Origin of the sequence: Pseudomonas sp. 6D_7.1_Bac1 (genome assembly GCF_025465945.1) — a bacterium.
In the GTDB taxonomy this organism is placed as follows: domain Bacteria; phylum Pseudomonadota; class Gammaproteobacteria; order Pseudomonadales; family Pseudomonadaceae; genus Aquipseudomonas.
Genome location: NZ_JANLNW010000079.1, coordinates 18,823 through 44,632, shown reverse-complemented (window position 1 = coordinate 44,632; position 25,810 = coordinate 18,823). Strand labels below are relative to the sequence as shown.

General features: G+C 60.9%; 20 protein-coding genes and 1 riboswitch. Of the genes, 9 read left to right on the top strand and 11 right to left on the bottom strand.

Translation table 11 applies throughout. From position 1 onward, the window contains the following. Window positions 1-50 precede the first annotated feature (50 nt). Complete coding sequence (locus NTD87_RS24645) at window positions 51-500, bottom strand: c-type cytochrome (RefSeq protein WP_262116795.1); 450 nt, start codon at window positions 498-500, stop codon at window positions 51-53. 128 nt (window positions 501-628) lie between these two features. Between NTD87_RS24645 and NTD87_RS24640 the strand changes: the two genes are divergently transcribed. Continuing rightward, entirely contained in the window at window positions 629-1,807 is a 1,179-nt protein-coding gene (locus NTD87_RS24640) for a murein transglycosylase A (protein ID WP_262116794.1), read from the top strand. 128 nt (window positions 1,808-1,935) lie between these two features. On the opposite strand, the gene NTD87_RS24635 is transcribed toward NTD87_RS24640, so the two are convergent. Beyond that, window positions 1,936-2,319 carry an MAPEG family protein gene (locus tag NTD87_RS24635; protein WP_123426462.1) on the bottom strand — a complete coding sequence of 128 codons (384 nt, stop codon included), beginning with the start codon at window positions 2,317-2,319 and terminating at the stop codon, window positions 1,936-1,938. Between the two features lie 35 nt (window positions 2,320-2,354). After that, on the bottom strand, window positions 2,355-3,188 hold the full coding sequence (locus tag NTD87_RS24630; RefSeq protein ID WP_262116793.1) for an EamA family transporter: 834 nt from the start codon (window positions 3,186-3,188) through the stop codon (window positions 2,355-2,357). A gap of 198 nt (window positions 3,189-3,386) precedes the next feature. On the opposite strand from NTD87_RS24630, the gene NTD87_RS24625 reads away from it, so the two are divergent. Beyond that, entirely contained in the window at window positions 3,387-4,556 is a 1,170-nt protein-coding gene (locus tag NTD87_RS24625) for an MFS transporter (protein ID WP_262116792.1), read from the top strand. 66 nt (window positions 4,557-4,622) lie between these two features. Here NTD87_RS24625 and NTD87_RS24620 read toward each other — a convergent pair whose 3' ends face one another. After that, on the bottom strand, window positions 4,623-5,027 hold the full coding sequence (locus tag NTD87_RS24620) for an acyl-CoA thioesterase (RefSeq protein WP_123426459.1): 405 nt from the start codon (window positions 5,025-5,027) through the stop codon (window positions 4,623-4,625). A gap of 198 nt (window positions 5,028-5,225) precedes the next feature. Then, window positions 5,226-5,332, top strand: a riboswitch (S-adenosyl-L-homocysteine riboswitch). Between the two features lie 22 nt (window positions 5,333-5,354). Between NTD87_RS24620 and ahcY the strand changes: the two genes are divergently transcribed. From ahcY to NTD87_RS24595, 5 genes are all read left to right on the top strand, one after another. Beyond that, window positions 5,355-6,764: an adenosylhomocysteinase gene (gene ahcY, locus NTD87_RS24615; RefSeq protein ID WP_262116791.1), complete on the top strand. Its 1,410-nt coding sequence runs from the start codon at window positions 5,355-5,357 to the stop codon at window positions 6,762-6,764. Between the two features lie 161 nt (window positions 6,765-6,925). Further along, window positions 6,926-7,771 (top strand): methylenetetrahydrofolate reductase [NAD(P)H], encoded by an 846-nt coding sequence (gene metF, locus NTD87_RS24610; protein WP_262116790.1) that lies wholly within the window; start codon window positions 6,926-6,928, stop codon window positions 7,769-7,771. An 87-nt stretch (window positions 7,772-7,858) separates the two neighbouring features. After that, entirely contained in the window at window positions 7,859-8,941 is a 1,083-nt protein-coding gene (locus tag NTD87_RS24605) for a hypothetical protein (RefSeq protein WP_262116789.1), read from the top strand. A 45-nt stretch (window positions 8,942-8,986) separates the two neighbouring features. Then, window positions 8,987-9,802: a substrate-binding periplasmic protein gene (locus tag NTD87_RS24600; protein ID WP_262116788.1), complete on the top strand. Its 816-nt coding sequence runs from the start codon at window positions 8,987-8,989 to the stop codon at window positions 9,800-9,802. Window positions 9,803-10,027: 225 nt separating this feature from the next. Beyond that, a complete protein-coding gene (locus NTD87_RS24595) occupies window positions 10,028-11,893 on the top strand; it encodes a DEAD/DEAH box helicase (RefSeq protein ID WP_262116787.1) in 1,866 nt (621 codons plus the stop codon). A gap of 66 nt (window positions 11,894-11,959) precedes the next feature. Here NTD87_RS24595 and NTD87_RS24590 read toward each other — a convergent pair whose 3' ends face one another. Beyond that, window positions 11,960-12,538 carry a YceI family protein gene (locus NTD87_RS24590; RefSeq protein WP_262116786.1) on the bottom strand — a complete coding sequence of 193 codons (579 nt, stop codon included), beginning with the start codon at window positions 12,536-12,538 and terminating at the stop codon, window positions 11,960-11,962. Between the two features lie 31 nt (window positions 12,539-12,569). After that, entirely contained in the window at window positions 12,570-13,121 is a 552-nt protein-coding gene (locus NTD87_RS24585) for a cytochrome b (protein WP_262116785.1), read from the bottom strand. Between the two features lie 301 nt (window positions 13,122-13,422). Between NTD87_RS24585 and NTD87_RS24580 the strand changes: the two genes are divergently transcribed. Both NTD87_RS24580 and NTD87_RS24575 read left to right on the top strand, forming a co-directional pair. Continuing rightward, window positions 13,423-14,829 (top strand): adenosylmethionine--8-amino-7-oxononanoate transaminase, encoded by a 1,407-nt coding sequence (locus tag NTD87_RS24580; protein WP_262116784.1) that lies wholly within the window; start codon window positions 13,423-13,425, stop codon window positions 14,827-14,829. A gap of 210 nt (window positions 14,830-15,039) precedes the next feature. Continuing rightward, window positions 15,040-15,759 carry a 16S rRNA (uracil(1498)-N(3))-methyltransferase gene (locus NTD87_RS24575; protein WP_262116783.1) on the top strand — a complete coding sequence of 240 codons (720 nt, stop codon included), beginning with the start codon at window positions 15,040-15,042 and terminating at the stop codon, window positions 15,757-15,759. Between the two features lie 84 nt (window positions 15,760-15,843). Here the strand turns inward: NTD87_RS24575 and trhA are convergent, their stop codons facing one another. The 5 genes from trhA to NTD87_RS24550 form a co-directional block, all read right to left on the bottom strand. Next, window positions 15,844-16,461, bottom strand: coding sequence for a PAQR family membrane homeostasis protein TrhA (trhA, locus tag NTD87_RS24570; protein WP_262116782.1), 618 nt, complete (start codon window positions 16,459-16,461; stop codon window positions 15,844-15,846). A 136-nt stretch (window positions 16,462-16,597) separates the two neighbouring features. Continuing rightward, window positions 16,598-17,059: a chemotaxis protein CheW gene (locus tag NTD87_RS24565; RefSeq protein WP_262116781.1), complete on the bottom strand. Its 462-nt coding sequence runs from the start codon at window positions 17,057-17,059 to the stop codon at window positions 16,598-16,600. Then, complete coding sequence (locus tag NTD87_RS24560; protein ID WP_262116780.1) at window positions 17,052-22,979, bottom strand: Hpt domain-containing protein; 5,928 nt, start codon at window positions 22,977-22,979, stop codon at window positions 17,052-17,054. Before NTD87_RS24560 ends, NTD87_RS24565 begins: the two co-directional genes overlap by 8 nt. A gap of 38 nt (window positions 22,980-23,017) precedes the next feature. Next, window positions 23,018-25,078: a methyl-accepting chemotaxis protein gene (locus NTD87_RS24555; RefSeq protein ID WP_262116779.1), complete on the bottom strand. Its 2,061-nt coding sequence runs from the start codon at window positions 25,076-25,078 to the stop codon at window positions 23,018-23,020. A 183-nt stretch (window positions 25,079-25,261) separates the two neighbouring features. Continuing rightward, window positions 25,262-25,801, bottom strand: coding sequence for a chemotaxis protein CheW (locus tag NTD87_RS24550; protein ID WP_262116778.1), 540 nt, complete (start codon window positions 25,799-25,801; stop codon window positions 25,262-25,264). Between the last annotated feature and the right edge of the window lie 9 nt (window positions 25,802-25,810).

The window sequence follows — 25,810 nt, the reverse complement described above, 5'->3', positions numbered from 1 at the left end:
ACCCAGCGGGAGCAAGCTCCCTCGCCACAGGTTATCTACAACTCAGTGAATCAGTGATCACGAAACTGTTTATGGCACGCGCTACAGGCGTCTTCGACTTTCTGCACCGCCGGGCCCAGGTTACTGGCCTTGTACGGCTGAACCTGGCTGGCAATCACCAATTCACCGGTGGCGGCCTCAAGTGTGCGGGCCATGTCCTGGAAGCGCGCCTGCTGTTGCCAGACATCGTCTTTGGCGCTGGTTTTGCCGTCCTCGCGAACCTGTGGGAAATGCTTCCACGGCTCATGGGACAAGGCGTCGAGTTTGACCGCACCATCGGTAAAGCGCGGCCCGTCGAACGGAATGCGTCCACGCAACATGCCGCCCAGCTCTTCGCCAGTCTTGAGCATTTGCTTGAAGATCGCCTTGCGCTGACCCAGCGGCGAGTTTGGATCGACACCGCCGCAGGCGGACAGCGTCAGGCAGGCCAGCAATACAACAGAAAGTATTTTAAGAGTCATGGTGGCTTCAGGTCACGGGAAACGGCGGCCAGTATCCTCGCGTCGCCGGCAAAGACCAATAGCCCTATTAACAATAAGGGTTGCTTGAACGCTGGAAGCGCTCGAACAACCCGTAAAGGAAGTACCGCATGAACAGCCGTTTCAAGTCCTGGCGCAACACTCTGGCCTGGACCCTTCCGATGGTCGCCCTGCTCGCCGGTTGCAACAGTGGCGACAACGCGAAACCTCAAACCCACGCCATCGCCACCTATTCCAGCGCGACCTGGGAAGCCTTGCCGACGGTGTCCGATAACGACTTGCTGGCCGGCTTCGGATCCTGGCGCAGCGCCTGCACCCGCCTCAAGGCCGACCCGGTCTGGGGCGCGACTTGCGCGGCGGCCACCAACGTACCGCAAGCCGCCGACGCCATCCGGGGTTTCCTCAAGGAACACCTGGAGGTCTACGGCCTGCGCTCTTCCGGCGGCAATGCCAATGGCCTGATCACCGGCTATTACGAGCCGGTCTATCCGGGCAGCCTGACGCAGAACCCGGCGGCCAACGTGCCGGTTTACGGCGTGCCGGATGACATGATCATCGTCTCCCTGGAGAGCATTTACCCGGAGCTCAAAGGCAAGCGCCTGCGCGGTCGCCTTGAAGGCCGGGTGCTCAAGCCTTACGACGATGCCGCCGCCATTGAAACCAAAGGGGTGAAGGCCCCGGTACTGGCCTGGCTGACCGACCCGATGGACCTGCAATTTCTGCAGATCCAGGGCTCGGGCCGCATTCAACTGGAAGACGGCCGCCAATTGCGCATCGGCTATGCCGACCAGAATGGTCACCCTTACCGCCCTATCGGCCGCTGGCTGGTGGATCAGGGCGAGTTGAAAAAAGAAGAAGTGACCATGGGCGCAATCAGCGCCTGGGCCAAGGCCCACCCGACGCGCATCCCGGAATTGCTCGGCAGCAACCCGAGCTACGTGTTCTTCAATCGCAACCCCGACAGCAACGAAGGCCCGCGCGGCTCGCTGAACGTGCCGCTGACCTCGGGCTACAGCGTGGCGGTGGATCGCAAGGTCATTCCGCTGGGCAGCCTGCTGTGGTTATCCACCACTCGCCCTGATGGCAGCGCACTGGTGCGACCGGTCGCAGCGCAGGACACCGGCGGCGCGATCACCGGTGAAGTGCGTGCCGACCTGTTCTGGGGCACGGGTGAAGCCGCCGGGCAACTGGCCGGCGACATGAAACAGCAAGGGCAGATCTGGATGCTCTGGCCAAAAGGCGCGGCGCTGCCGCAACTGCCGCAGGTGGCTGACGCGGTTAAACCTTGAGCCTAGTTTCGGCTGATAGATAGCTATCGCGAGCAGGCTCGCTCCCACATAGGAATGCATTCCCCTGTGGGAGCGAGCCTGCTCGCGATGAGGCCCGCACAAACACCGAAAATTTCAGCTACTGAACCTCAAATCGATACAAAAAAGAAACTGGCAATCAGCCCCATGCCGACAAACCACACCAGCGAACGCAGGATCGCCCAATCCGCGAGATAACAGATGATGTAAAGCAGACGACTGGTGATGAACAGCACCGATAGCACGTTGATCGTCACCAACTCTGCATTGCCGGCCAGATGCGCAACAATGACCGCAGCGGCAAACGCCGGGGTCACTTCAAAGCTGTTCAGCTGAGCCCAGTGCGCACGCCTGGCAAACCCGTCGAGGGATTCAAGAAAATCTCGCGGATCATGATTATCCCGAAGCCCGAACTTGCCCCCAATCTTGGCGATGGAGGTGCACACGTACGGCAAGAAAATCGCGATCAATACACACCACAGAGCAACAGTCATTGCAGATTCCTTTTTAGAGTTTTTTCAACGTTCGCTCAGACCTTCATCACGAGCATGCCGGTCAGCACCAGCCCACAGGCCAAGAGCCTGGGCCTGCCGAAAGGTTCTTTGAGGTAACGCATGCCAAACAGCACCACCAGAATCACACTGATCTCGCGCAACGCAGCCGCTTCGGCAATCGACCCCAACTGCATGGCCCAGAGCACCAAAGCGTAGCTGAACAACACGCAGAACCCGACGCTCAAACCCAATCGCCACTGCTCTCGCCAGAACAGCGTAAAGGCCGAACGCTTGCGCACCAGCGCCAACAGCGGAAACGGCCAGGCACTGAGCAGCGTAACCCAAACCAGGTAATCGAGCGGGTGCGACCAGCGCCGCAATGCCTGCCCATCGATAAAGGTGTAGCAGCCGATACACAAGCCGATCAGCGCCACCACCGGCAACATCGACCACGGTAAACGCTCCCCGCCACCGCCCTGCCAGACCAGGCACAGCATGCCAAACGGGATCAGCAAAATGCCGAGTATCTGCCGAGTCGTCAGCACCTCGCCGGCAAAAATCAGCGTCAGCGCCAACACCACCAATGGCGACAAACCGCGCATCAGTGGATAGACCAACCCGAGATCTCCGACCCGATAGGCCTGGATCAACAGATAGCGATAGAGCAACTCGAAGGTCGCCGAGGCAAGAATCCACGGCCAGATGTCCAGGGGTGGCAGCGCGACGAAACCCAGCATCAGCGCGACAAACAGCATCGCCACGCTGTCCATGCAGGCCACGACCAATAACCGTTCAGCACTGAATTTGATCAGGGTATTCCAGGCCGCGTGCAACAACGCTGCCACCAACACCAGAACCGTCGCGAGCACACGACCTCCTTGTCCGCATCAATAGAATTGATTCGCCATATGTCAGCAGCTGTTTATACTGCAACCGACCACGCCGCACTCAGTTGCGCACATACTTATTCCAATAAATTTCTGCTGCTACCCGACTCCTCACGGAACCGGGAGTTCGCATGCGTATGCCTGATCAGAGCGTCAAGACTACCGACAGAGACCTTGCGCATGCCACTCGCCTTGCTTGCACTGGCTGTTGCCGCCTTCGGCATCGGCACCACTGAATTCGTCATCATGGGCTTACTGCCCGATGTCGCCCGCGACCTCGCCGTGAGCATTCCCGAGGCCGGCCTACTGATTACCGGCTACGCCCTGGGCGTGGTGTTCGGCGCGCCGATCCTCGCGGTCGGCACCGCCAACATGCCGCGCAAAGCCACGCTGCTGGGCATGACGCTGATGTTTATCCTCGGCAACATTCTCTGCGCGCTGGCACCGAACTACGCCACGTTGATGGCCGCGCGCGTGATTACTGCTTTGTGCCACGGCGCATTCTTCGGCATCGGCTCGGTGGTCGCCGCAGGACTGGTGGCGCCGAACAAGCGCGCTCAGGCGATTGCGATGATGTTCACCGGCCTGACTCTGGCCAACGTACTCGGCGTACCGCTGGGCACTGCGCTCGGGCAATACGCTGGCTGGCGTTCGACCTTCTGGGCGGTGTCGGTGATTGGTGTGATTGCGGCCATCGCCCAATGGGCCTGGCTGCCGAAAGAGATCGCCATGGACAAGGCCAACCTGGCCAGCGAATTCAAGGTGCTGGGCAAACCCAATGTGTTGCTGGCGTTGGGCATGAGTGTGCTGGCATCCACCAGCCTGTTCAGCGTGTTCACCTATATCGCACCGATCCTGCAGGACATCACCGGCGTCAGCCCTCACGGCGTGACCGTCATGCTGTTGTTGTTCGGTGTCGGGTTGACCGCCGGCAGCGTGCTCGGCGGGCGTTTGGCCGACAGCCGATTGCTACCGTCATTGGTGGGCATGGCGCTCGCTATCGTGCTGGTGCTGGCCGCGTTCAGCCAGACCAGCCGCTCGGTGATTCCGGCCGCTATCACCCTTGTGCTGTGGGGCGTGTTCGCCTTCGCGCTGTGCCCGATCCTGCAACTGCTGATCATCGACCAGGCCTCTGAGGCGCCAAATCTGGGCTCAACCCTGAACCAAAGCGCTTTCAACCTGGGCAACGCAGCCGGTGCGTGGATCGGCGGGCTGGTGGTCGCCAGCGGCGCTGATCTGGCAGACCTGCCGTGGACCGGCGCACTGGTCGGCGGGCTGACCGTGTTCACCGCGCTGTTTTTCATCTACCTGCAACGTCGCAGCGCGGCGACGGTCAATGTCCCCGGCTGAGCCCTCTATGCAATGAAGCAAAACCCCGTGGCGAGGGAGCAAGCTCCCTCGCCACGGGGACCGCAGTCACTCAACGGTAGCGTCGTCCTGGAACTGGTCCTTCACGTACTTGATCTCGGTCCGGCCATGTGGCGCCGGCAAGCCGTCTTCGCCCAGATTGACGAAAACCATCTTCTCGACCGTGAGGATGCTTTTGCGGGTGATTTTGTTGCGCACCTCGCAAGTCAGGGTGATCGAGGTTCGACCGAACTCGGTGGCGGTGATGCCCAGCTCGATGATGTCGCCCTGGCGTGAGGCGCTGACGAAGTTGATCTCGGAAATGTACTTGGTGACCACGCGCTGATTACCCAGCTGAACGATCGCATAGATCGCCGCTTCTTCGTCGATCCAGCGCAGCAGGCTGCCGCCGAACAACGTGCCGTTGGGGTTGAGGTCTTCGGGTTTTACCCATTTGCGGGTGTGGAAATTCATGCTCACTCCTGACCGTCTTGCCGATTGATGCCGGCCATCATGGCAGACCGGGCAGTCATGCTCCATGAGGCTTGGACTATGGTCGCTATTGGCGATCTTCATTTGGCCGACAGAAACCCTTTGGAAGTATTGCGCACACAGCTATAATCGGCCCCGTTTCAGAACGGTCACATTCACTTGGTACCGTTTTCCCGCCACCTGTCCGAGGGGCGCTGCAGCAGGTTCGACCTGTCAGGCTCGGATGGGGCGTTGTTTGTACGGGGCTCCCTGCACGAACACTTAACGCACAACGGCGCCCATTCGCATACTTACGAATGGAGGCTCTTCATGAGCGCTGTCAACACGCCTGCAGATTTTACCGATTACAAAGTTGCCGACATGTCCCTGGCTGCCTGGGGTCGTCGCGAAACCATCATCGCCGAATCGGAAATGCCGGCCCTGATGGGTCTGCGCCGCAAGTACGCCGGTGAGCAGCCGCTCAAGGGCGCAAAAATCCTCGGCTGCATCCACATGACCATTCAGACTGCCGTACTGATCGAAACCCTGGTTGCCCTGGGCGCCGAAGTACGCTGGTCGTCCTGCAACATTTTCTCGACTCAGGACCAGGCCGCTGCCGCTATCGCCGCTGCCGGTATCCCGGTTTTCGCCTGGAAAGGCGAAACCGAAGAAGAGTACGAGTGGTGCCTTGAGCAAACCATCCTCAAGGATGGCGCGCCTTGGGATGCCAACATGATCCTCGACGACGGCGGTGACCTGACCGAGCTGCTGCACAAGAAGTACCCGGCGATTCTGGACCGCGTCCACGGCGTGACCGAAGAAACCACCACCGGCGTTCATCGCCTGCTGGACATGCTGGCCAAGGGCGAATTGAAAATCCCGGCCATCAACGTCAACGACTCGGTGACCAAGAGCAAGAACGACAACAAGTACGGCTGCCGTCATAGCCTGAACGACGCGATCAAGCGCGGTACTGACCACCTGCTGTCCGGCAAGCAAGCGCTGGTCATCGGTTACGGTGACGTGGGCAAGGGTTCGGCCCAGTCCCTGCGTCAGGAAGGCATGATCGTCAAAGTGTCCGAAGTTGACCCGATCTGCGCCATGCAAGCCTGCATGGACGGCTTCGAACTGGTTTCGCCGTTCATCGACGGTATTAACGACGGCACCGCTGCCAGTATTGATAAAGCCTTGCTGGGCAAGATCGACCTGATCGTGACCACTACCGGCAACGTCAATGTTTGCGACGCGAACATGCTCAAAGCCCTGAAGAAGCGCGCCGTTGTCTGCAACATCGGTCACTTCGACAATGAAATCGACACCGCTTTCATGCGCAAGAACTGGGCATGGGAAGAAGTGAAGCCACAGGTTCACAAGATTCACCGTACCGGCCCTGGCGATTTCGACGCACAGAACGACGACTACCTGATCCTGTTGGCCGAAGGCCGCCTGGTTAACCTGGGTAACGCCACTGGCCACCCAAGCCGCATCATGGACGGTTCGTTCGCCAACCAGGTTCTGGCGCAGATCTTCCTGTTCGGCCAGAAGTACGCCGACCTGTCGCCAGCCCAGAAAGCCGAGCGCCTGACCGTCGAAGTACTGCCGAAGAAACTCGACGAAGAAGTGGCCCTGGAAATGGTCCGCGGTTTCGGTGGCGTGGTGACTCAACTGACCAAGCAACAGGCTGACTACATCGGCGTGACCGTTGAAGGCCCGTTCAAGCCGCACGCTTACCGTTACTGATCAGTCCTGCTGCCTGCTCTCCTGTGTGAGAGCGGGCTTGCTCGCGAAAGCGGTCAATCATTCAACATTGATGTCGACTGACCCGACGCCTTCGCGAGCAAGCCCGCTCCCACATAGGATGTGCAAGCCTCACAGGCTTACGCGCTTCCAAGGATATGACCATGTCCCAAGACCGTCGCTACAGCTTCGAGTTCTTCCCTACGAAGACCGACGCTGGGCATGAAAAACTCCTCGCCACTGCCCGTCAGTTGGCCACGTACAACCCCGATTTCTTCTCCTGCACTTATGGCGCTGGTGGTTCGACCCGTGATCGCACCCTCAACACCGTGTTGCAGCTCGAAAGCGAAGTCAAAATCCCTGCCGCACCGCATCTGTCTTGCGTTGGCGACAGCAAGGCTGACTTGCGCGGCCTGCTGGCTCAATACAAGGCAGCCGGCATCAAGCGGATCGTCGCTTTGCGCGGTGACCTGCCTTCGGGCATGGGCATGGCCAGCGGCGAAATGCGTCACGCCAATGACCTGGTGAGCTTCATTCGTGAAGAAACCGGCGACCACTTCCACATCGAAGTCGCCGCCTACCCGGAAATGCACCCGCAAGCGCGCAATTTCGAAGACGACCTCACCAACTTCGTGCGCAAGGCCAACGCCGGTGCCGACAGTGCGATCACCCAGTACTTCTTCAACGCCGACAGCTACTTCTACTTCGTCGAGCGTGTACGGGCGATGGGCGTGAACATCCCGATTGTTCCGGGCATCATGCCGATCACCAACTACAGCAAGCTGGCCCGTTTTTCCGACGCCTGCGGTGCGGAAATCCCGCGCTGGATCCGCAAGCAACTGGAAGCCTACGGCGACGACACCCAGAGCATTCAGGGTTTCGGCGAGCAAGTGATCACCGAAATGTGTGAACGTTTGTTGCAAGGTGGTGCTCCAGGGCTGCATTTCTATACCTTGAACCAGGCTGAACCCAGCCTGGCGGTATGGAGTAACCTGAAGCTGCCGCGCTGATATACCCTTAGCATCAGAATGAGGCTCTGGCGAAATCCAGGGCCTTTTTTTTTCACTCTCCCAACTCGCCAGGAATGATCGCAGCAGATGTCCATAACTCGCCCAGTCACAAACCCACAGCTGATTTATCTGGTTTACGGTGCCAACACCTATCACCAGGAAGCCGTGTTCAGTATCGCCAGTGCCTTGGCAGGCCTGCGCGAAACTCCGGGCGAAGGTTTGGACATTCAAGTCTTCACCGACAACCCTGCGCCTTACCGCGACTTGCCGGTTCGGGTTCGTGAGTTCGATGAAAGTACCCGTCAGGCGTGGATCGCCCCTCATGGTTATCACTTCCGCGCCAAGCATGTGGTGATGCAGCAAGTGCTGCGCGAGTCTGAACGGGCGCTGTTGATCGACACCGACACGTTCTTCCACTGCTCGCCGCTGGAGCTGTTCCGTCGCGTCGAACCCGGCACCCTGCTGTGCAACGCCTTCGGCCTGCAATACGGCGCCAACAAAGAGGCGGGGCTATATCAGACGCTGGCCGGCGTGCTGCAACAAAGAAACCTGGCAGATAATCAGATGCCGCTGCTGAACTCCGGCGTCATCGGCCTTGATTGCGCGGATGCCGGTGTTCTGGATCATTCGATCGCCTTGATGGATGAACTGTATCCCCTGGCGCAGGGTGCCTATACCCTTGAAGAGTTCTGCCTGTCGGTTGCGGCCTACCGTACAACACAGGTACGCGAGTGCCCGGACCTGATCCATCACTACTGGAGCCGCAAGCAGCTGTTTCGCGCCAAGATCAACGCCTGGCTGGACAAACATCGCGCCGACCCGATCAGCACCTTCGCGCTGGATGAAACCCGCCTGGTGACCGCGACACTGCCGCGGCCACCGACACTCCAGCGCCTGGCCTATAAAATCGCGACCCTGGCCCTGCCCAGGCACCAGCGCCAATTCATGCGTGAAATCCTCTATGGCTGCTACCAGCACGCCAACCCGTTCGATCAGGCCTGCACGCCAGTCTGGTGGGAAAAGGCCCGTGACAACGTCGAAAGCCGCCTTGAAAGCCCCCTCGAAAACCATCAACTCGAACACTGGTTCAACCACCCGATGATTCGTCTGGTTCTGGGTGAACGCCGCAAGGCCATCTACCTGCATCTGGTGCAGACAAAAGGCGCCTGACCCTCGGGCTAGCCATGGCACCGGCTCTCGTCGTAATCTCCAGCGATGCCCGTCATTGCCCAATTGCTGACAGCCGTGCTTTTTGCTTGCCTGAGCTTTACCGCCCGGGGCGAGAAATTGCGCCTTGTCACCGAGCCCTGGGCGCCCTACGTCTACGAGGAAAACGGCCAGGCCCTCGGGCTGGATTACGAAACCACGGCGATCGTCTTCCAGCGGCTGGGGATTGAGGTGCAGTGGCAGTTCCTGCCCTGGAAACGCTGCCTGGCCATGCTGGATCAAGGGTTGGCCGACGGTGCGCTGGATATCTTCCACAGCAACGAACGCGACGCCACGTTGCTCTATCCCAGCGAACCGCTGTCAGAAGTCGAGTTCGTGATGTTCTATGCCAATGATCGCCCTCACCCTTTCCACACCCTTGAAGACCTGCGCGGCCTGACCATCGGTACCTCGCCCGGCTACCTGTACAGCCAGGACTTCAGGGACTCGACCCTGTTCACCCGCGAGCCTGCCCCGACCCATGAAGCCAACTTCGGCAAGCTTGCACGTGGGCGCATCGACTTGCTGATCACCGATCGCCGGGTAGGCCAGACCCTGCTCGACACCTTGAAGTTGCGCGACCAGATCAGCGAGAGCCCGACGGTCATCAGCCACCAAAGCCAGTTTTTGGCCGTGCGCCGCAATGCCGGCATGGACCTGCTGGTGCAGCGTTTCGGTGCCGAACTCAGGCGCTTCAAGCGTGAACCGGCCTACGCCCAACTGAGTGCACGCTACGGCGCCAGCCCGGTAAGTCCCGACCCTTTGATCACTCCGCAAGCCAGCAACGGAAAAACCGTTGAGCAGCAGGAAAGCAGCGCTCCTTGATTGCTCTGTTATACTCCGGCCTTCCCGCCAGGCTCACGCCCGGACGCTCGGTCTTGTTTAAGGCATCTCGACACCGCTACAGCGCAGCTTTCAGCCCGCGCGGGCACTCGAAGATAAGCCTTCAAGACCCAGCAGGACCGGACGCGATTGCGCTTCTCTTAAACGCCATTCGCGCCAGGCAAGACTATCCCATTGGGCCAAGCCCTAACTAAAACAGGATTACTCATGTCCTTTGCTTCCCTCGGTCTCTCCGAGGCTTTAGTCCGCGCCATCGAGGCAGCGGGCTATACCGAGCCTACTCCGGTGCAACAGCGGGCCATTCCCGCCGTGTTGCAAGGTCGCGACCTGATGGTTGCGGCACAGACAGGTACTGGCAAAACCGGCGGCTTCGCCCTGCCGATTCTGGAGCGTTTGTTCCCCAACGGTCACCCGGACAAATCCCAGCGTCACGGTCCGCGTCAACCGCGCGTCCTGGTCCTGACCCCGACTCGCGAACTCGCGGCTCAAGTGCATGAGAGCTTCAAGGTCTATGCCCGTGACCTGAAATTCGTCAGTGCCTGCATCTTCGGCGGCGTTGGCATGAACCCACAGGTTCAGGCCATGTCCCGCGGTGTTGATGTGCTGGTAGCCTGCCCGGGTCGCTTGCTCGACCTGGCCGGCCAAGGCAGCGTCGACCTGTCCCACGTGGAAATCCTGGTACTGGACGAAGCGGACCGGATGCTCGACATGGGCTTCGTCCATGACGTGAAAAAAGTCCTCGCCCGCCTGCCCGCCAAGCGTCAGAACCTGCTGTTCTCGGCAACCTTCTCCAAGGACATCACTGACCTTGCCGGCAAGTTGCTGCACAACCCGGAACGCATCGAAGTCACGCCGCCGAACACCACGGTCGAGCGCATCGAGCAACGCGTGTTCCGTCTGGCCGCCAGCCACAAGCGCTCGCTGTTGGCGCACCTGATTACCGCCGGCGCCTGGGAACAGGTTCTGGTCTTCACCCGCACCAAGCACGGCGCCAACCGCCTGGCCGAGTACCTGGACAAACACGGCCTGAGCGCCGTCGCGATCCACGGTAACAAGAGCCAGAACGCTCGCACCAAAGCCCTGGCCGACTTCAAGGCCGGTGAAGTGCGCATCCTGGTCGCCACCGATATCGCCGCTCGCGGCCTGGATATCGACCAGTTGCCACACGTGGTCAACTTCGAGCTGCCAAACGTCGATGAAGACTACGTGCACCGTATCGGCCGTACTGGCCGTGCCGGTCGTTCGGGCGAGGCGATCTCGCTGGTGGCCCCGGACGAAGAAAAACTGCTGAAAAGCATCGAGCGCATGACCAAGCAGAAAATCGCCGATGGCGACCTGATGGGTTTTGATTCCAGCGCTGTAGAAGCCGAGAAGCCAGAAGTTCGCGAGCGTCCGGATGTGCGTAACCCGCGCAACCCACGTGGCCCGCGCGGCGACGGTCCGAATGGCAGCGGCGGTGGCGGCGGTCGTAAAGACAAAGGCAAGGACAAGGGCGGCAAGGAAAAACCGGCTGCCGGCCGTGGTGAACGCCCGGCTCAAAAGCCGCGTGAAGGCACTCCGGCCCGCGAACAGCAGCGCCCGGCACCTCGCGCCGCTGCTGATCGTGCACCGGACGAGTTCCTGGACGACGATGTCGATAACTTCGGTAACCGCGTCGACTACGTTCCGCAGCAAAAGGCTCCTCAGGGTCGTGGCCGCCGTCCAGGTGCTCCGGCACAAGGCACGGGCGCCGGTGCAGCTGCTCCACGCACCGGCCAGCCACAGGGTCGTCAGAACGGCCCGCGTAACAGCAGCGGCGCCAGCACTGGCACCCCGCCCGCCAAACGCAGCGGTCCACGCAGCGGCGCTCCACGCGACGGCCAGGCCCGTCGCGAAGAGTCGCGCACCCGTCGCCCGGCCCGTGACGACCAGCCGCGTCAGGAACCCGCAGTGCAAAACCCGCGCGGTACCCCCCAGCCGAAGATCATGCACAAGGAGTCCAAGGCTGATCGCTTTCCGACGCCTGAGCAGCTCGATCAACTGCCAAGCCGTCCACGCGGCGAGAAACCAGCGTTGCTGACTCGCAACCGCTGATTTCTCCCGCTAACAAAAACGCCCCCGATCGCGAGATCGGGGGCGTTTTTGTGTCAGCAGCGAAAATTATTTCGCTTGAACACCTTCAAACGAGATGTCCAGGTCCAGGGTCTGGGAAGTAGGGCCCGGGCCTTTGATGCCGAACTCGCTCAGCTGCAGCGTGGTAGTACCGTTGAAGCCGGCACGGTAGCCGCCCCATGGATCCTTGCCTTCGCCGTTGAAGGTTGCCTTGAACACGACTGGCTTGGTCACACCGTGCAGGGTCAGGTCGCCGGTCACGTCGGCGGTTTTTTCGCCAGTGGATTTAACACTGGTGGAAACGAACTTGGCTTCAGGGAATTTCGCTGCGTCCAGGAAGTCCGGGGTACGGATGTGCTTGTCACGTTCAGCGTGGTTGGTATCAATGCTGGCGGTTTTCAGCACAACATCGATTTTGCTGGCTTCTGGAGCCTTGGCGTCGAAGCTGAACTTGCCGTCCCAATCCTTGAAAGTACCGTGGATGAAGCTGTAGCCCAGGTGGCTGATCTTGAAGTCGACGAAGGCATGATTACCCTCCTTGTCGATCTTGTATTCCGCGGCCATCGCCTGACCGGCTGACAACAGCGCAGTACCGATTGCCAGAGCGGCGAGAGTCTTTTTCAACATGCTTTCTATTCCTTGGAGTCGAGGTTGAACATCAGGCTTTGCGTCCCAGCATTCGCGTCAGGGTCGCATCACGGTCGATAAAGTGGTGTTTCAGTGCTGCCAACGCATGGAGACCGGAAAAAATGACCAGCGCCCAGGCCAGATACAGATGAATCGCACCGGCTATGTCTGCCTGATCCGGTAGACCGGAAATCAGCGCAGGAATTTCAAACAGACCAAACACCGGAATACCGACACCGTCTGCGGTGGAAATCAGATAACCGGCAATCATCACAGCGAACAGGCTGAGATAGAGGAAGGCATGGCCGAGCGTGGCGCCGAGACGTGTCATGCGGCTATAGCTTTGCAGCGGCGGTGGTGGTGGGCTGACAAAACGCCAGAGCGCCCGCAACAGCATGATCGCGAACAGCATCAGGCCGATGCTTTTGTGCAAATCCGGCGCTTCTTTGCGCCAGCTGCTGTAGTAGTCGAGACCTACCATCCATAAGCCCAGAGCAAACAGACCGAAGACTGCCAGTGCCACGCCCCAGTGCAGAAAGATGCTGACTCCGCCGTAGCGGGCGGAAGAGTTACGTAGCTGCATTGCCCAAATCCTGTAAGAACTGCGACCAAGACTATCGAGTTATCTATCGAATTAAAGCCGAAAATTTCGCTTTGAAATATCGAGAAATACGATCAAGAGTCTGAAGCCGGTTGGTTAAGGAAAGATTAACCACGTGTCAGGCGTGTCATCGCAAGCGCATCAAGCGTGCCCTATAAGACCGCTTGCTCGTCACTACAGGCACTTGAAAACACCACAATAGGTTGTCCGCTTGCCCGGCATTGCATAGGCTTGCGCGACTGTTTGCCCGCGCACGTCGCGAGCCGCCTCGAGGAGAGTGAAAATGGGCCTGAATAATCAGTGGATGCAACGCGATCTCGCGGTGTTGTGGCATCCCTGCACCCAGATGAAAGACCACGAACAACTGCCGCTGATCCCGATCAAGCGCGGCGAAGGCGTATGGCTCGAAGACTTCGAAGGCAAACGCTACCTCGACGCGGTCAGCTCCTGGTGGGTCAACGTGTTTGGCCACGCCAACCCGCGGATCAACCAGCGGATCAAGGATCAGGTCGATCAACTGGAACACGTGATCCTTGCCGGCTTCAGCCATCAACCGGTGATCGAGTTGTCCGAACGCCTGGTGAAGATGACACCGGAAGGCCTGACACGGTGTTTCTACGCCGATAACGGGTCGTCCTGCATCGAAGTCGCGCTGAAAATGAGCTTTCACTACTGGCTCAATCGCGGCCAGCCGAACAAGAAGCGCTTCGTCACCCTGACCAACAGCTACCACGGCGAAACCATGGCCGCGATGTCGGTCGGCGACGTGCCGCTGTTCACTGAAACCTACAAAGCGCTGCTGCTGGACACCATCAAAGTGCCGAGCCCGGACTGCTACCTGCGTCCCGAAGGCATGAGCTGGGAAGAACACTCGCGCAATATGTTCGCCGCAATGGAGCAGACCCTGGCGGAAAACCACGACACTGTCGCCGCGGTAATCGTCGAGCCGCTGATCCAGGGCGCTGGCGGCATGCGCATGTACCACCCGGCGTACCTGAAATTGCTGCGCGAAGCCTGCGACCGTTACGGCGTGCACCTGATCCACGACGAAATCGCCGTCGGCTTCGGCCGCACCGGAACGATGTTCGCCTGCGAACAGGCCGGCATCCGCCCGGATTTCCTGTGCCTGTCCAAGGCATTGACCGGCGGTTATCTGCCATTGGCGGCTTGCGTCACCACGGACGAGGTCTACAGCGCTTTCTACGACGACTATCCAACCCTGCGCGCCTTCCTGCATTCCCACAGCTACACCGGCAACCCGCTGGCCTGTGCGGCGGCGTTAGCGACACTGGATATCTTCGAAGAAGACAACGTGATCGAGAACAACAAGGCCCTTGCCCAGCGCATGGCCAGCTCGACCGCGCATCTGGTCGATCATCCGCACGTCTCGGAAGTGCGCCAGACCGGTATGGTGCTGGCTATCGAGATGGTTCAGGACAAGGCCAGCAAGACCGCCTACCCGTGGCAGGAACGCCGTGGGCTGAAGGTGTTCCAGCACGCCCTGGAACGTGGTGCCCTGTTGCGGCCATTGGGCAGCGTGGTGTATTTCCTGCCGCCGTATGTGATTACCCCCGAACAGATCGACTTCCTCGCCGAGGTCGCCAGCGAAGGGATCGATATCGCTACCAGCAACAAGGTCAGCGTAGCGGTGCCGAAGGACTTCCATCCGGGGTTCCGCGATCCGGGCTAGGGCATGCCGAAGATCGACTGTGGCGAGGGAGCTTGCTCCCGCTCGGCTGCGAAGCAGTCGTAACCCGGCAGATGCGTATTGACTGAAAAAACGCGGTCGCAGGTTTTGGGGCCGCTTCGCGCCCCAGCGGGAGCAAGCTCCCTCGCCACAAAAGCTATTCGCCACAGATCATTGCCAAGCCGCACATTCAATTTTTTACAGAGACCCAGAATGAGACTGTCCCGCTTCTTTATCGACGCCCCCTTGAGCCTCGGCGAGCATGAATTGCCGGAAGCCCAGGCGCATTACATCAGCCGCGTGCTGCGCATGGCCGAGGGCGATGCGCTGCAAGTGTTCGACGGTTCAGGTCAGGAATTTCGCGGCACCCTGGCGGAAGTCGGCAAGAAGCGCGTGCGGGTGGCGTTGACGGAAAGCTTCGCCGGGCAAGTCGAGTCGCCGTTGCAGATTCATCTGGGCCAGGGTTTGTCCCGGGGCGAGCGGATGGACTGGGCGATTCAGAAAGCCACCGAACTGGGCGTGACTGAAATCACCCCGATTTTCACTGACCGCTGCGAAGTCCGGCTCAAGGACGAACGCGCCGACAAACGCCTGCAACACTGGCGTCAGGTGGCGATCAGCGCCTGCGAACAGTGCGGTCGCTCGCGTGTGCCGGTGATTCACCCGCCGTTGCTGTTGGCCGACTGGCTGAAACAAACCGAGGCCGAACTGAAGCTGGTGCTGCACCCGGTGGCCGAGCCGCTGGTCAGCCATGCCAAACCTTCGACACTGGCGTTCCTGATCGGCCCGGAAGGCGGGTTGTCGGATGCTGAAGTCGATCAGGCGCAAAGCGCCGGATTCCATTCCGCCCGCCTCGGCCCACGCGTGCTGCGCACCGAAACCGCGCCTGTGGTGGCGTTGGCCGTGGCCCAGCAGCTTTGGGGCGACTTCTAGTCCCCTATCGCGAGCAGGCTCGCTCCCACAAGAACGCCGCTGTACCTGTGGGAGCGAGCCTGCTCGCGATAGCCGCACCTCGGTCTAAAGCACGTAAAACAGGATCGCCACGAAGTGCAGCAAACTGCCGGCGATGACAAACAGGTGCCAGATGCCGTGGGCGTGGCGCAGCCGGCTGTCGAGGGCAAAGAAGATGATGCCGACGGTATAAAACACCCCGCCCGCCGCCAGCCAGGCAAAACCGACGGTGCCCAGCGCCGCGAGCAGCGGTTTGACCGCCACCAGCACGATCCAGCCCATCACCGCGTAGATCACGATCGACAGAATCCGCGCCTCGGAGCGCGGTTTGATCTCTTGCAGCATGCCGATGACCGCCAGTCCCCAGACAATCCCGAACAGCGTCCAGCCCCACGGCCCGCGCAGGGTGACCAGACAAAACGGCGTGTAGCTGCCGGCGATCAACAGATAGATCGACAGGTGATCGACCTTCTGCATGATCACCTTCGCCCGTCCGCGCACGCTGTGATAAACCGTCGAAACGCTGTACAGCACCAGCAAGGTAAACCCGTAAATCGCCACACTGACGATCTTCCAGGGGTTACCGTCCAGGCTGGCAATCACCAGCAACCAGACCGCCCCGACAATCGCCGCAACCGCCCCGAACAAATGGCTCCAGGCGTTGAATCTTTCCCCGTGGTACATGTGTTTCCAACCTCAAAATCACTGCGACATCGCGCAAGGCTCAGGGTTGTAGCCTGAGAGCGCAATGTTTCAAATCAAATGTCAGCGCTATTGTCCGCGAATAGATCATTCCCGCGAGCAGTGCAGGAGCGATCACTCATGGTTGAACCAACCCCGCCCCCACCAGCAACTCTTCCAGCGCCAGCAGATCCGGGACTTTCGCCACTTGTTCAGCGACCTGTACCGCTGCGCGCTCCAGCGAGCACAACGGCACGTCGACGTAGCTCAACTGGCTGTCGAGTTTGTAGGAACGTGGAATCCCTTGCACCAGCAAGGCGATGAATTTGAGCTGCGGGCGCCCGCCAAGGGCGTTGACGACGACGATGCGGGCGCGGTCGCCGATCACGGTCTTGTTGCCGCAGGCCGACTCGAAGCTCAGCAGCGGGATTTGCCGGTCGCGCCAGCTCACCAGGCCCAAGTACCAGGGCGGCGAATCGAGGTCGAAAGTGCCAGGCTGGTAGTCGATCAGCTCGGCGACAGCGACATTGGGCAGTATCAGGTTGCGATCGGCCAGGGGCAGCAGCAGCCCGGTCAGGTTGCTGGTGCGGTGCTCAAGCATGGGTTTTGCTCCACAAGGCGATGCTTTCGAGCAACACCGATTCCTGGTACGGCTTACCAAGGTAGTCGTTCACGCCGATGGCCATCGCCCGGTCGCGGTGTTTCTGACCGGTGCGCGAGGTGATCATGATGATCGGCAGGTGCTGCAAACGTGGATCGTTGCGCACCTGCATCGCCACTTCGAAACCGTCCATACGCGGCATTTCGATGTCCAGCAGCATCAGGTCGGGCATGTGCTCTTCCAGCAACAGCATGGCATCGACACCGTCCTTGGCGGTCAGCACGTTCATGCCGTGGCGTTCGAGCAGTCGACTGGTGACCTTGCGCACGGTGACCGAATCGTCGACCACCAGTACCAGCATCGAACGCTGCGGTTCGGCCTCGGTAGCCGGCTCCTGAGTAACATGCTGCGCAGGCACATGCGCCTGCATTGCACGGATATGCGCCAGCAGGTCGAGAATCAGCACCACCCGGCCATCACCCAGAATGGTCGCGCCGGACAGCCCCTGCACCGCCGCGAACTGCGGGCCGAGACTTTTCACCACGATTTCCCGGGTGCCGGCCATTGCGTCGACCTGCACCGCGATGTGCCGCTCGTGGCACTGCACCAGCAACACCGGCAACGGCAGGCCCTGGCCCAACAGTTTCGGGCGCACGCTGGTCTTCAGCAGCTCACCGAGGTAGCACAATTCATAGCGTTGCCCGGCGTACTCGTACGACGGCGGATCGAGCTGGTAATAACCGTCCAGTTCAAAGGGCAACACCCGCACAATGCCTTCGATGGTGTTCAGCGGGATCGCGTACTGATCCTCGGCACACTGCACCATCAACGCCCGGTTGACCGACACGGTGAACGGCAGCCGAATACGGAAATGCACGCCCTGCCCAGGCACAGAGTCGATGCTCATCGAACCGCCGAGTTGCCGCACTTCTTCGTGAACCACGTCCATACCGACGCCGCGCCCGGAGATCTGGGTGATTTTCTCGGCGGTGGAAAACCCCGGCTGCAGAATGAACTGCAACACGTCGCGGTCGCTCATGTCACTGCCGGGGTCGAGCAACCCGCGCTTGATCGCCTTGCGCCGCACTGCATCCAGCGGCACGCCGGCACCGTCGTCGCGGATGTCGAAAATGATGTCACCGCCCTCACGGGACAGGTCCAGGGTGATTCGGCCCTGCTCGGGTTTGCCAGCGGCACGGCGTGCTTCGGCCGACTCCAGACCATGGTCGACGGCATTGCGCAGCATGTGTTCAAGCGGCGCCGCCATGCGCTCCAGAACATTGCGGTCCATCTCGCCTTCGGCGTTACCGACAATGAACTCGACGTCCTTGCCCAACTCGCCGGAAACCTGCCGGACGATACGCTTCAAGCGCGGCAGCATCCGCTCGAACGGCACCATGCGCGTACACATCAGCCCTTCTTGCAGTTCGGTGTTGATCCGCCCCTGTTGTTGCAGCAGGTTCTGGGCATCGTGGTTACGCCGGTCGAGGGTTTCCTTGAGGTCAAGCAAGTCGGAAGCCGACTCGAACAACGCCCGCGACAACTGCTGCAACTGCGAATGACGGTCCATCTCCAGCGGGTCGAATTCTTCGTAGCCCAGACGTTCGGCCTCAACCTGCTGACGGCTGAGAATCCGACCCTGGGTCTCGGTGTCGAGCCTGCGCAGCTGATCGCGCATACGCTCGATGGTGGTTTCCATCTCGCTCAGAGCGACCTGCGCATCATTGACTTGCTGCTCGATGCGCCCCCGGAAGATCGACGTTTCACCCGCCAGGTTGACCAGATCGTCGAGCAGCTCGGCCGACACCTTGACCATGTCGGCGCCGGCATCAGGTTGCAGCGCTGGTATCTCCGGCTTGCCCACCGGTGCAACTTCAACCACCGGAGCCGGGGTCTTGTCGACGGTCGGGTGAGTAAAGGTTTTGATCGCGTCGAGCAACCCGTCGGCCGGCAGCACCGGCTGACCGGCACGGGTCGCGTCGAGCATCTGCGCCAGCCGGTCATGACTGCGCTGCAACAGATCGAACAACGCTGGCGTTGCCTGCAGCAAGCCAGTCGACAGCGCTTCGTAAAGAAACTCCAGCTCATGGGCCAGGTCGCCAATCGGGGCGATTTCCACCATCCGTGCACCACCCTTGAGGGTGTGCAGGTCGCGCAGCAGGGTTTCCATTTCCTGACGGTTTTGCGGGTCTGCCTGCCAGCGCGACAACGCCGCGCCAGAGCTGTCGATGATGTCGAAACCTTCCTCAAGGAAGATCTCCAGCAACTCTGGATCGTTGCTCGCCGAGTCATTCGCGGCCGCCGCTTCGACCACATCGGCCGTACTGCCACTGCTTTGCCGGAACTGCTGGATCGCCTCGATCAGTGCACTCGGGTCGCCCAGCGGCTGATGGTTTTGCAACTGTTCGAGCAACACCGCGAGGCGGTCATGGCTCTGTTGTAGCAGCGCGCCCAGCGCTTGCGAATGACTGAAGCGCCGGTCCACCAGGCCTTCATAAAGGCTTTCCAGTTCATGGGCCAGATCACCGACCGGCCCGACTTCGGCCATCCGCGCTCCGCCCTTGAGGGTGTGCAAGTCGCGTTGCAATGACGACAGCGGCGCAGCGTTTTCCGGATCATTGAGCCAACGCTGCAAGGCTTGCCCGGCGCTTTCGAGGATATCCACCGCCTCTTCAAGAAAGATCGAGACAATTTCGTCGTCCATCTCCAGCGTCGATGCCTGCGCCTGCGCCAACTCGGTGGCGCTGCCCAGTTCGGTGATGCTCAGGGTGCGGCTGCCATCGCTGCGGATCAGCCCCGTGGCCGATGGATCAAGGCCTTCGTGAAGCAGATCACGCAAGGCGCGCACCCGCGCCGGCTGCGAGCCGACTTCCTGGCCGGCGGCCAGTTCGTCGAGCATGTTGATCAGCGCTTCGTGAGCACTTTGAGCCTCGTGGAAGAACCGCTCGCTAACCGCCAGGCTGCTTTCTTCCACCGCGCCATAGAGGTCGAGCAAGGCCTCGCACAGCTCATCCACCGGATGCAGATCGGCCAGGTGCGCGTTTTCGCCCAGGGTGGTCAGTTCATCCAGCAGCGCGCTGAGTTCCTGCCGTTCACCGGGGTGCTGCTGCCAGCGCTGCAACAGGCTTTCGGCGTCCAGCAGGATGTCCATGCCCTGGGCGAGGAAGTTGTTGATCAATTGCGGATCACGCTTGATCCGCAGCCCAGTATTCGGTGCGTTGAGGATCGCTTCCAGGCGCTCGCCGAGCAGCGCCTGAGTGCGCTCGATCAGGCTTTCGGCACCGCTGATGGGCGTCAGCGGATCACTGTTCAAGTGCTTCAAGCCGCGCCGCAACAGGTCGCTGGCTTCGAGCAGCAGTTCGACTTCGTCCAGGTCCAGCGCAATCTGGTGCGCCTTGTACTCGCGAGCCAGTTGATCGAACGGCGCCGCCAGTTCGGCAATCGGCAACACACCCGCCATCGAAGCGCTGCCCTTGAGGGTGTGCAACGCGCGCTGCAACTCATCACTGGCCTGCAACGGCGCGTGCTCGGCGGCCTGATCGAGAAAGCGATTGAGGCTGTTGAGGTGGGTTTCGGCTTCGTTGCGGAAAATCTCCAGCAACTGTGGATCGAGCGGCGCAACATTCTGCTGCGCCGCGTCCGGCAAGGTTTCAGCGCCCTTCGCCAACCCATGGGCGCGAGCCGCCAGGCGATCGACATCTTCGCGCTGGCGCTGGGTGTTGGCGGCAAACTCGGCGATCAGCTCAGGCAGCAGTTGCAGCACATCAGCCAGCAGTTGATGCACCTTTGGGCCCGGTTCGACGCTGCGCTCCAGCACCCGGTTGAGCAGGTTCTCCAGCGCCCAGGCCAGTTCGCCCAGCACCAGTGCGCGCACCATTCGGCCACTGCCTTTCAAGGTGTGGAAGGCGCGGCGCAACTCGCTCAGGGCAGAGGCGCTGTCGGGGCTGGCCAACCAGCGCGGCTGGTATTCGCGCAGGATTTCGAGGACCTCGTCGGTCTCCTCAAGAAAGACTTCTCGCAGTTCATCATCCACCGGCTCTTCATCGGCCGGCGGCGGCAACAGACTGCCCGGCGTGATCAGTGCGGGCGGGTTGACGGCGCAGATCGGGTTGGCCAACACCTCTGCCAGCGACTGGGCGGTCTGCGGGTTATCCGGCACCTGCACATCCTGCAGCACTGACGCCAAGCCCGGGCTCAGTATTTCTTCGAGCTGCGGCACATGCACTTCGTTGGGGAAATAACCCAGTGCCGCCAGGCTTTGCTCGGCGACGTCGAGAATCTGTTCGCCGGGCGCCTCATGGTCTTCGCTCAAGCGCTCCAGGTAATACTCGATGCTGGTAATCACGTCGGCCAGGTTATCGAGTTGCTGCCAGTCAGGCGGTGTCTGATCCACCAGCAGATGCTCGCGAATGAAGCTGTTGCAGGCTTCCAGCAGGCTCGCGGCACGGTTCAACGGGATCATCGCCAGCGCGCCACGCACCTGGGTCAGCACGGCCGGAAGCGGCTGCAAGGCCTGACGGTCCCAGTCGGCGTCAATGTAGTCGACGATCATGTCCTTGGCCTGTTGCAGGCAGATGCGCGCTTCCTTGATGACGATCTGGTGGATCTGGGTCAAGTCGGTGGTTGGCAACCGGCTTTCTTCGCGGCGTTCCTCAACGGTGCCGACCATCCCGGCCAGCGTCGCCTCGACGTAAAGCAGGGCACCGGCGACGTCCATCAGGATCGCGTCATTCGGCTCTCGCTGGCCCTGGGCAAGGCTCAGGACCACTGCCAGTTGATCGATGATCACCTTGCGCGGTTGGCCGAAACCGAGCACCGCCAGGGTGTCGGCGATTTGCCGCAGCGGCGCCAGCAGGCTGTCGAGGTCCGAGACATGTTGACGGTCGCTGCGCACGAACAGGTCGAGGCGCTCCTTGACCCGCACCAGCTCTTCACAGAGCGCGGCCAACACCGAACGCATCGCGTCGCGGTCTGGACCCGCCAGGCGGGCGCGCTCTTCATCGACCATCGCGCTGTCGGGCAATGCGTCATCCAGCGCGTAGCGATCTTTCATGATTTGCATCTGCGCAGTGGGCTGTTGTGCCTTGGCAATGTAGAACAGCAGGCTTTTCAGCAGCTCGGGCGGTGCCGGCTGATTGATGCCCGGCATGCCTTGTTCCAGCAGGCGTTTGAGTTCCTTGTCGGCGTCCTTGAACAGACTGCGCAGCGCCGGGCTATTGGCGATGCTGCCACTGACCATGCCTTCGACCAGCGCCGAAGCCACTTGCCACAACGGACTCAATGGCGCGTCACCGCACAGCGCTTCAAGGCGCGCAAAGACCTTGGCCAGATAGCCGAGATTGGTGTTGTCGTCCTGCTCGCGAAGCAAGCCCACCAGCCCCATCTGCAACATTTGCCGCAATTTGCGCAGCACATTTGGCAGCTCGGCGGGTTCAAGCATCGCCTGGGTGTCTTCGTCCAGCGCGGGCAGGTCCTGCCACTGTGGGCTGAACAGGCTGGTTTCCGACAACAGGCTTTCGCCGCGGGCGCTGCGCAGGTCGTTGATCAGCGGCAAAACCACCAACGGCAAGTCGCGACGGGCGCTCTGCACGCGGTCGAGGTAAATCGGTAACTGGCCGAGGGCTTGTTGCAACAGGCGAATGGCTTCATCGCGATGGCTGACACGGTTTTGCTGCAACGCCGCCGCGAGCTGCTCCATCTCTTCGGCGAGCAGCGCCGCGCCGTAGAACTCGACCATCTGCAAACTGCCGTGGACCTGATGGATCCCCGCCAGGCACTCGTCGATCGCGTGCGCCGTCAGCGGCTCTTCGACCCGGTTGTCGAGGGCCATGCTTTCAAGGGCAGCAAACGCCTGCTTCAGCGTTTCGGCAATTTCGCCCTTGACCCATTCGAGGGCCACATAGTCGTGCCGATCACCCATAACCACTCCAGTCAAAATGCGTTCCCAGCAGGCATCGTTCAAGCCTTGTCGGCACTGCGCTCAGCGACAGCCGGCAAGGTGAAACCAGACACCGAACGCCGCAGCTGGCTGGCCATCTTCGCCAGGTTGCCGATGCTCTCGGCGGTGGCCGTGGAGCCCGACGAGGTCTGCGTGGTGATCTGCTGGATCACGTTCATCGTCAAGGAAATCTGACCCGCCGAAGACGTCTGTTGCTGCGCCGCATTGGAAATACTCTGGATCAACGCCGCGAGGGTTTTCGATACGCCTTCGATTTCTTCCAGGGCCACTCCGGCATCCTGCGCCAGTCGCGCGCCGCGCACCACTTCGGTGGTGGTCTGTTCCATGGAAATCACCGCTTCATTGGTGTCAGTCTGAATCGCCCGCACCAGGGTTTCAATCTGCCGGGTGGCCGCCGACGAGCGCTCTGCCAGGCGCTGGACTTCATCGGCAACCACGGCAAAACCGCGCCCGGCGTCACCGGCCATGGAGGCCTGGATCGCGGCGTTCAGCGCGAGGATGTTGGTCTGGTCGGCAATGTCGTCGATCAGGCTGACGATGTCGCCAATTTCCTGGGAAGACTCGCCCAAACGTTTGATCCGCTTGGCCGTGTCCTGAATCTGTTCACGGATGTTGTCCATGCCGTGAATGGTGTTGTGCACCACCTCGTTGCCCTTGTTGGCGATTTCCACCGAGCGCTCGGCAACCGCAGAAGACTCGGCGGCATTCGCCGACACCTGGTCGATGGACTGGGCCATTTCGTTGATCGCGGTCGAGGCTTCGGAAATCTGCTGTGCCTGGTGCTCCGAGGCTTGGGCCAGGTGCATCGCCGTCGCCTGGGTTTCCTGTACGGCGGCAGCCACCTGACCGGCCGTCAGGTTAATGGTCGCGACCAGATCGCGCAGCTGATCGACCGAGTAATTGATCGAGTCGGCAATGGTCCCGGTGAAGTCTTCGGTCACCGAGGCCGTCACCGTCAGGTCGCCATCGGCGAGGTCTTCGATCTCATCGAGCAAGCGCATGATCGCGTTCTGGTTACGCTCGTTCTTCTCGGCGGTTTCCCGCAATTGGCGATTGGTTTCGCGGACCATCACCAGGCCGATCAGGATAATTGAAGTCAGCGCCAGCAAGCCCAGCACGTAACCGCCGATGGTATCGGTCGAACGACCTCCCACCATATTTTCGAAACCGCTGGCCAGGTGCGAAGCCTCATCGAGCAGGGTCTGCGACAAATTGAAGATGTTGCCCGCCGACTCGCGGACCTTGAACAGTTCAGGTGAGGTTTCGAGGATTTCGTCGACCGAGCCCGAGACGAATTCGAACAGTTCGGCAATTTCGGCCAGCCGGGCGCGGGCATCGTGGTCTTCGACCTGACTGATTTTCAGTGACGGATTGCCCTGCAGCATGCCGTTGAGCACCTGACCAAAGCGCGCTGCATCACGGCCAAAGGCGTCGGCGGCCTGCTGGGCGTTTTCGTCGCCGGCGAGCACGGTGTTGACCGCGCCAAGGATTCGCTCGGCCAGCAACGACTGGCGCTGGGCCATGGCCACCTGAGCGGCAGGCGCGCCGCGCTGGAGCAGAATTTCGACGACTTTTTCGTACTCGACCTGCAACTGCGGCACGGTCTCGGCCAGGGTCGCGGCGACCTGATGCAGCGACAACACGGTCTGCTCGCTGGAAAGGATTGCGTCGGTATTCTTCAGCAGGCGCTCCCAGTCCAGTTGCACCGCGTGCATTTCCGGACGTACCGCCGGCGGTGCGGGCGGCAGGCCGGTGGCCGGGTCACCTTTTTTCAAGTAGCCCCAGCGCTGGGCGAAGTCATTACGGGCGTCGCTCAGCAGCTTGAACGCAGCCGCTTTGCCAGCGGCCGCTTCGGTGGCGTTTTTGGCAATGCGCTGGGACAGCACGCGCAGCTCACCGGCATGGCCGATGTACTGTTTGTCATAGGACGCCTGGGTGTTGAGGTAAGCGAAGTTGGCGAACAGCAGCATGATGAACACGATCAGCGCGATGAACAGCACAATGATCTGCGAGCGACTGCGCGACCCTTCCGTAGCCTTGCCTGTTTTTGCTTTTATCATCGATCCTCGCCTAAAAGATCGCGATCCGTAGCAGCTGGCGAAGCCTGCGTTCGGCCGCGAAGCGGTCGTAAACCCTGCCAACCCTGTCAACCTGACACTACGCGGTGCCTGATTTTGCGAGTGCTTCGCCCTCGAACGCAGGCTTCGCCAGCTGCAGGGTGCGCGTCGACGCACCCATTGCGTTTACAGGGCCACATCCATGAATCGAGGTGACTGCGCCAGGGCAAACGGGCTGAAGACCTGCCAACGCTGCTCGCGCACGAACTGTCCCTTTATGAAAGCACCCGCCGGGCCGTCCTGCGCGTCCAGTGACGCCGGCTCGAAACTGGCCTGGTCAAAGTGCTGCATACCGAACACCTCATCGACCATCAACCCGACAAACACCTCTTTATACTCAACCACCAGTACGCGCCGCTGCTTGCGCAGCGCAGACAATTCAGTGCCAAGGAAACCGCACAGGTCCATGATCGGCAGCAGCCGCCCGCGCAGGTTGGCCACGCCCTTGACCCACGACTTGACCCCCGGTAACTGAGTACAACGCGGCTCGTGCAGGACTTCGCTGACCTCGCCCATGGGCGCCACGTACCAGCGCTCGCCGAGGCGAAAGCCGATCCCGCTCCAGCCATGGTTGCGGGTTTGCTGCGAAGGCAGATCCGCCGCCAGCAGACGGCAGCGCTGATCGATCTGCAGCAGCAGTTCGAAGGCAGTCAGCGACTCGGCCATGGGTCGGCC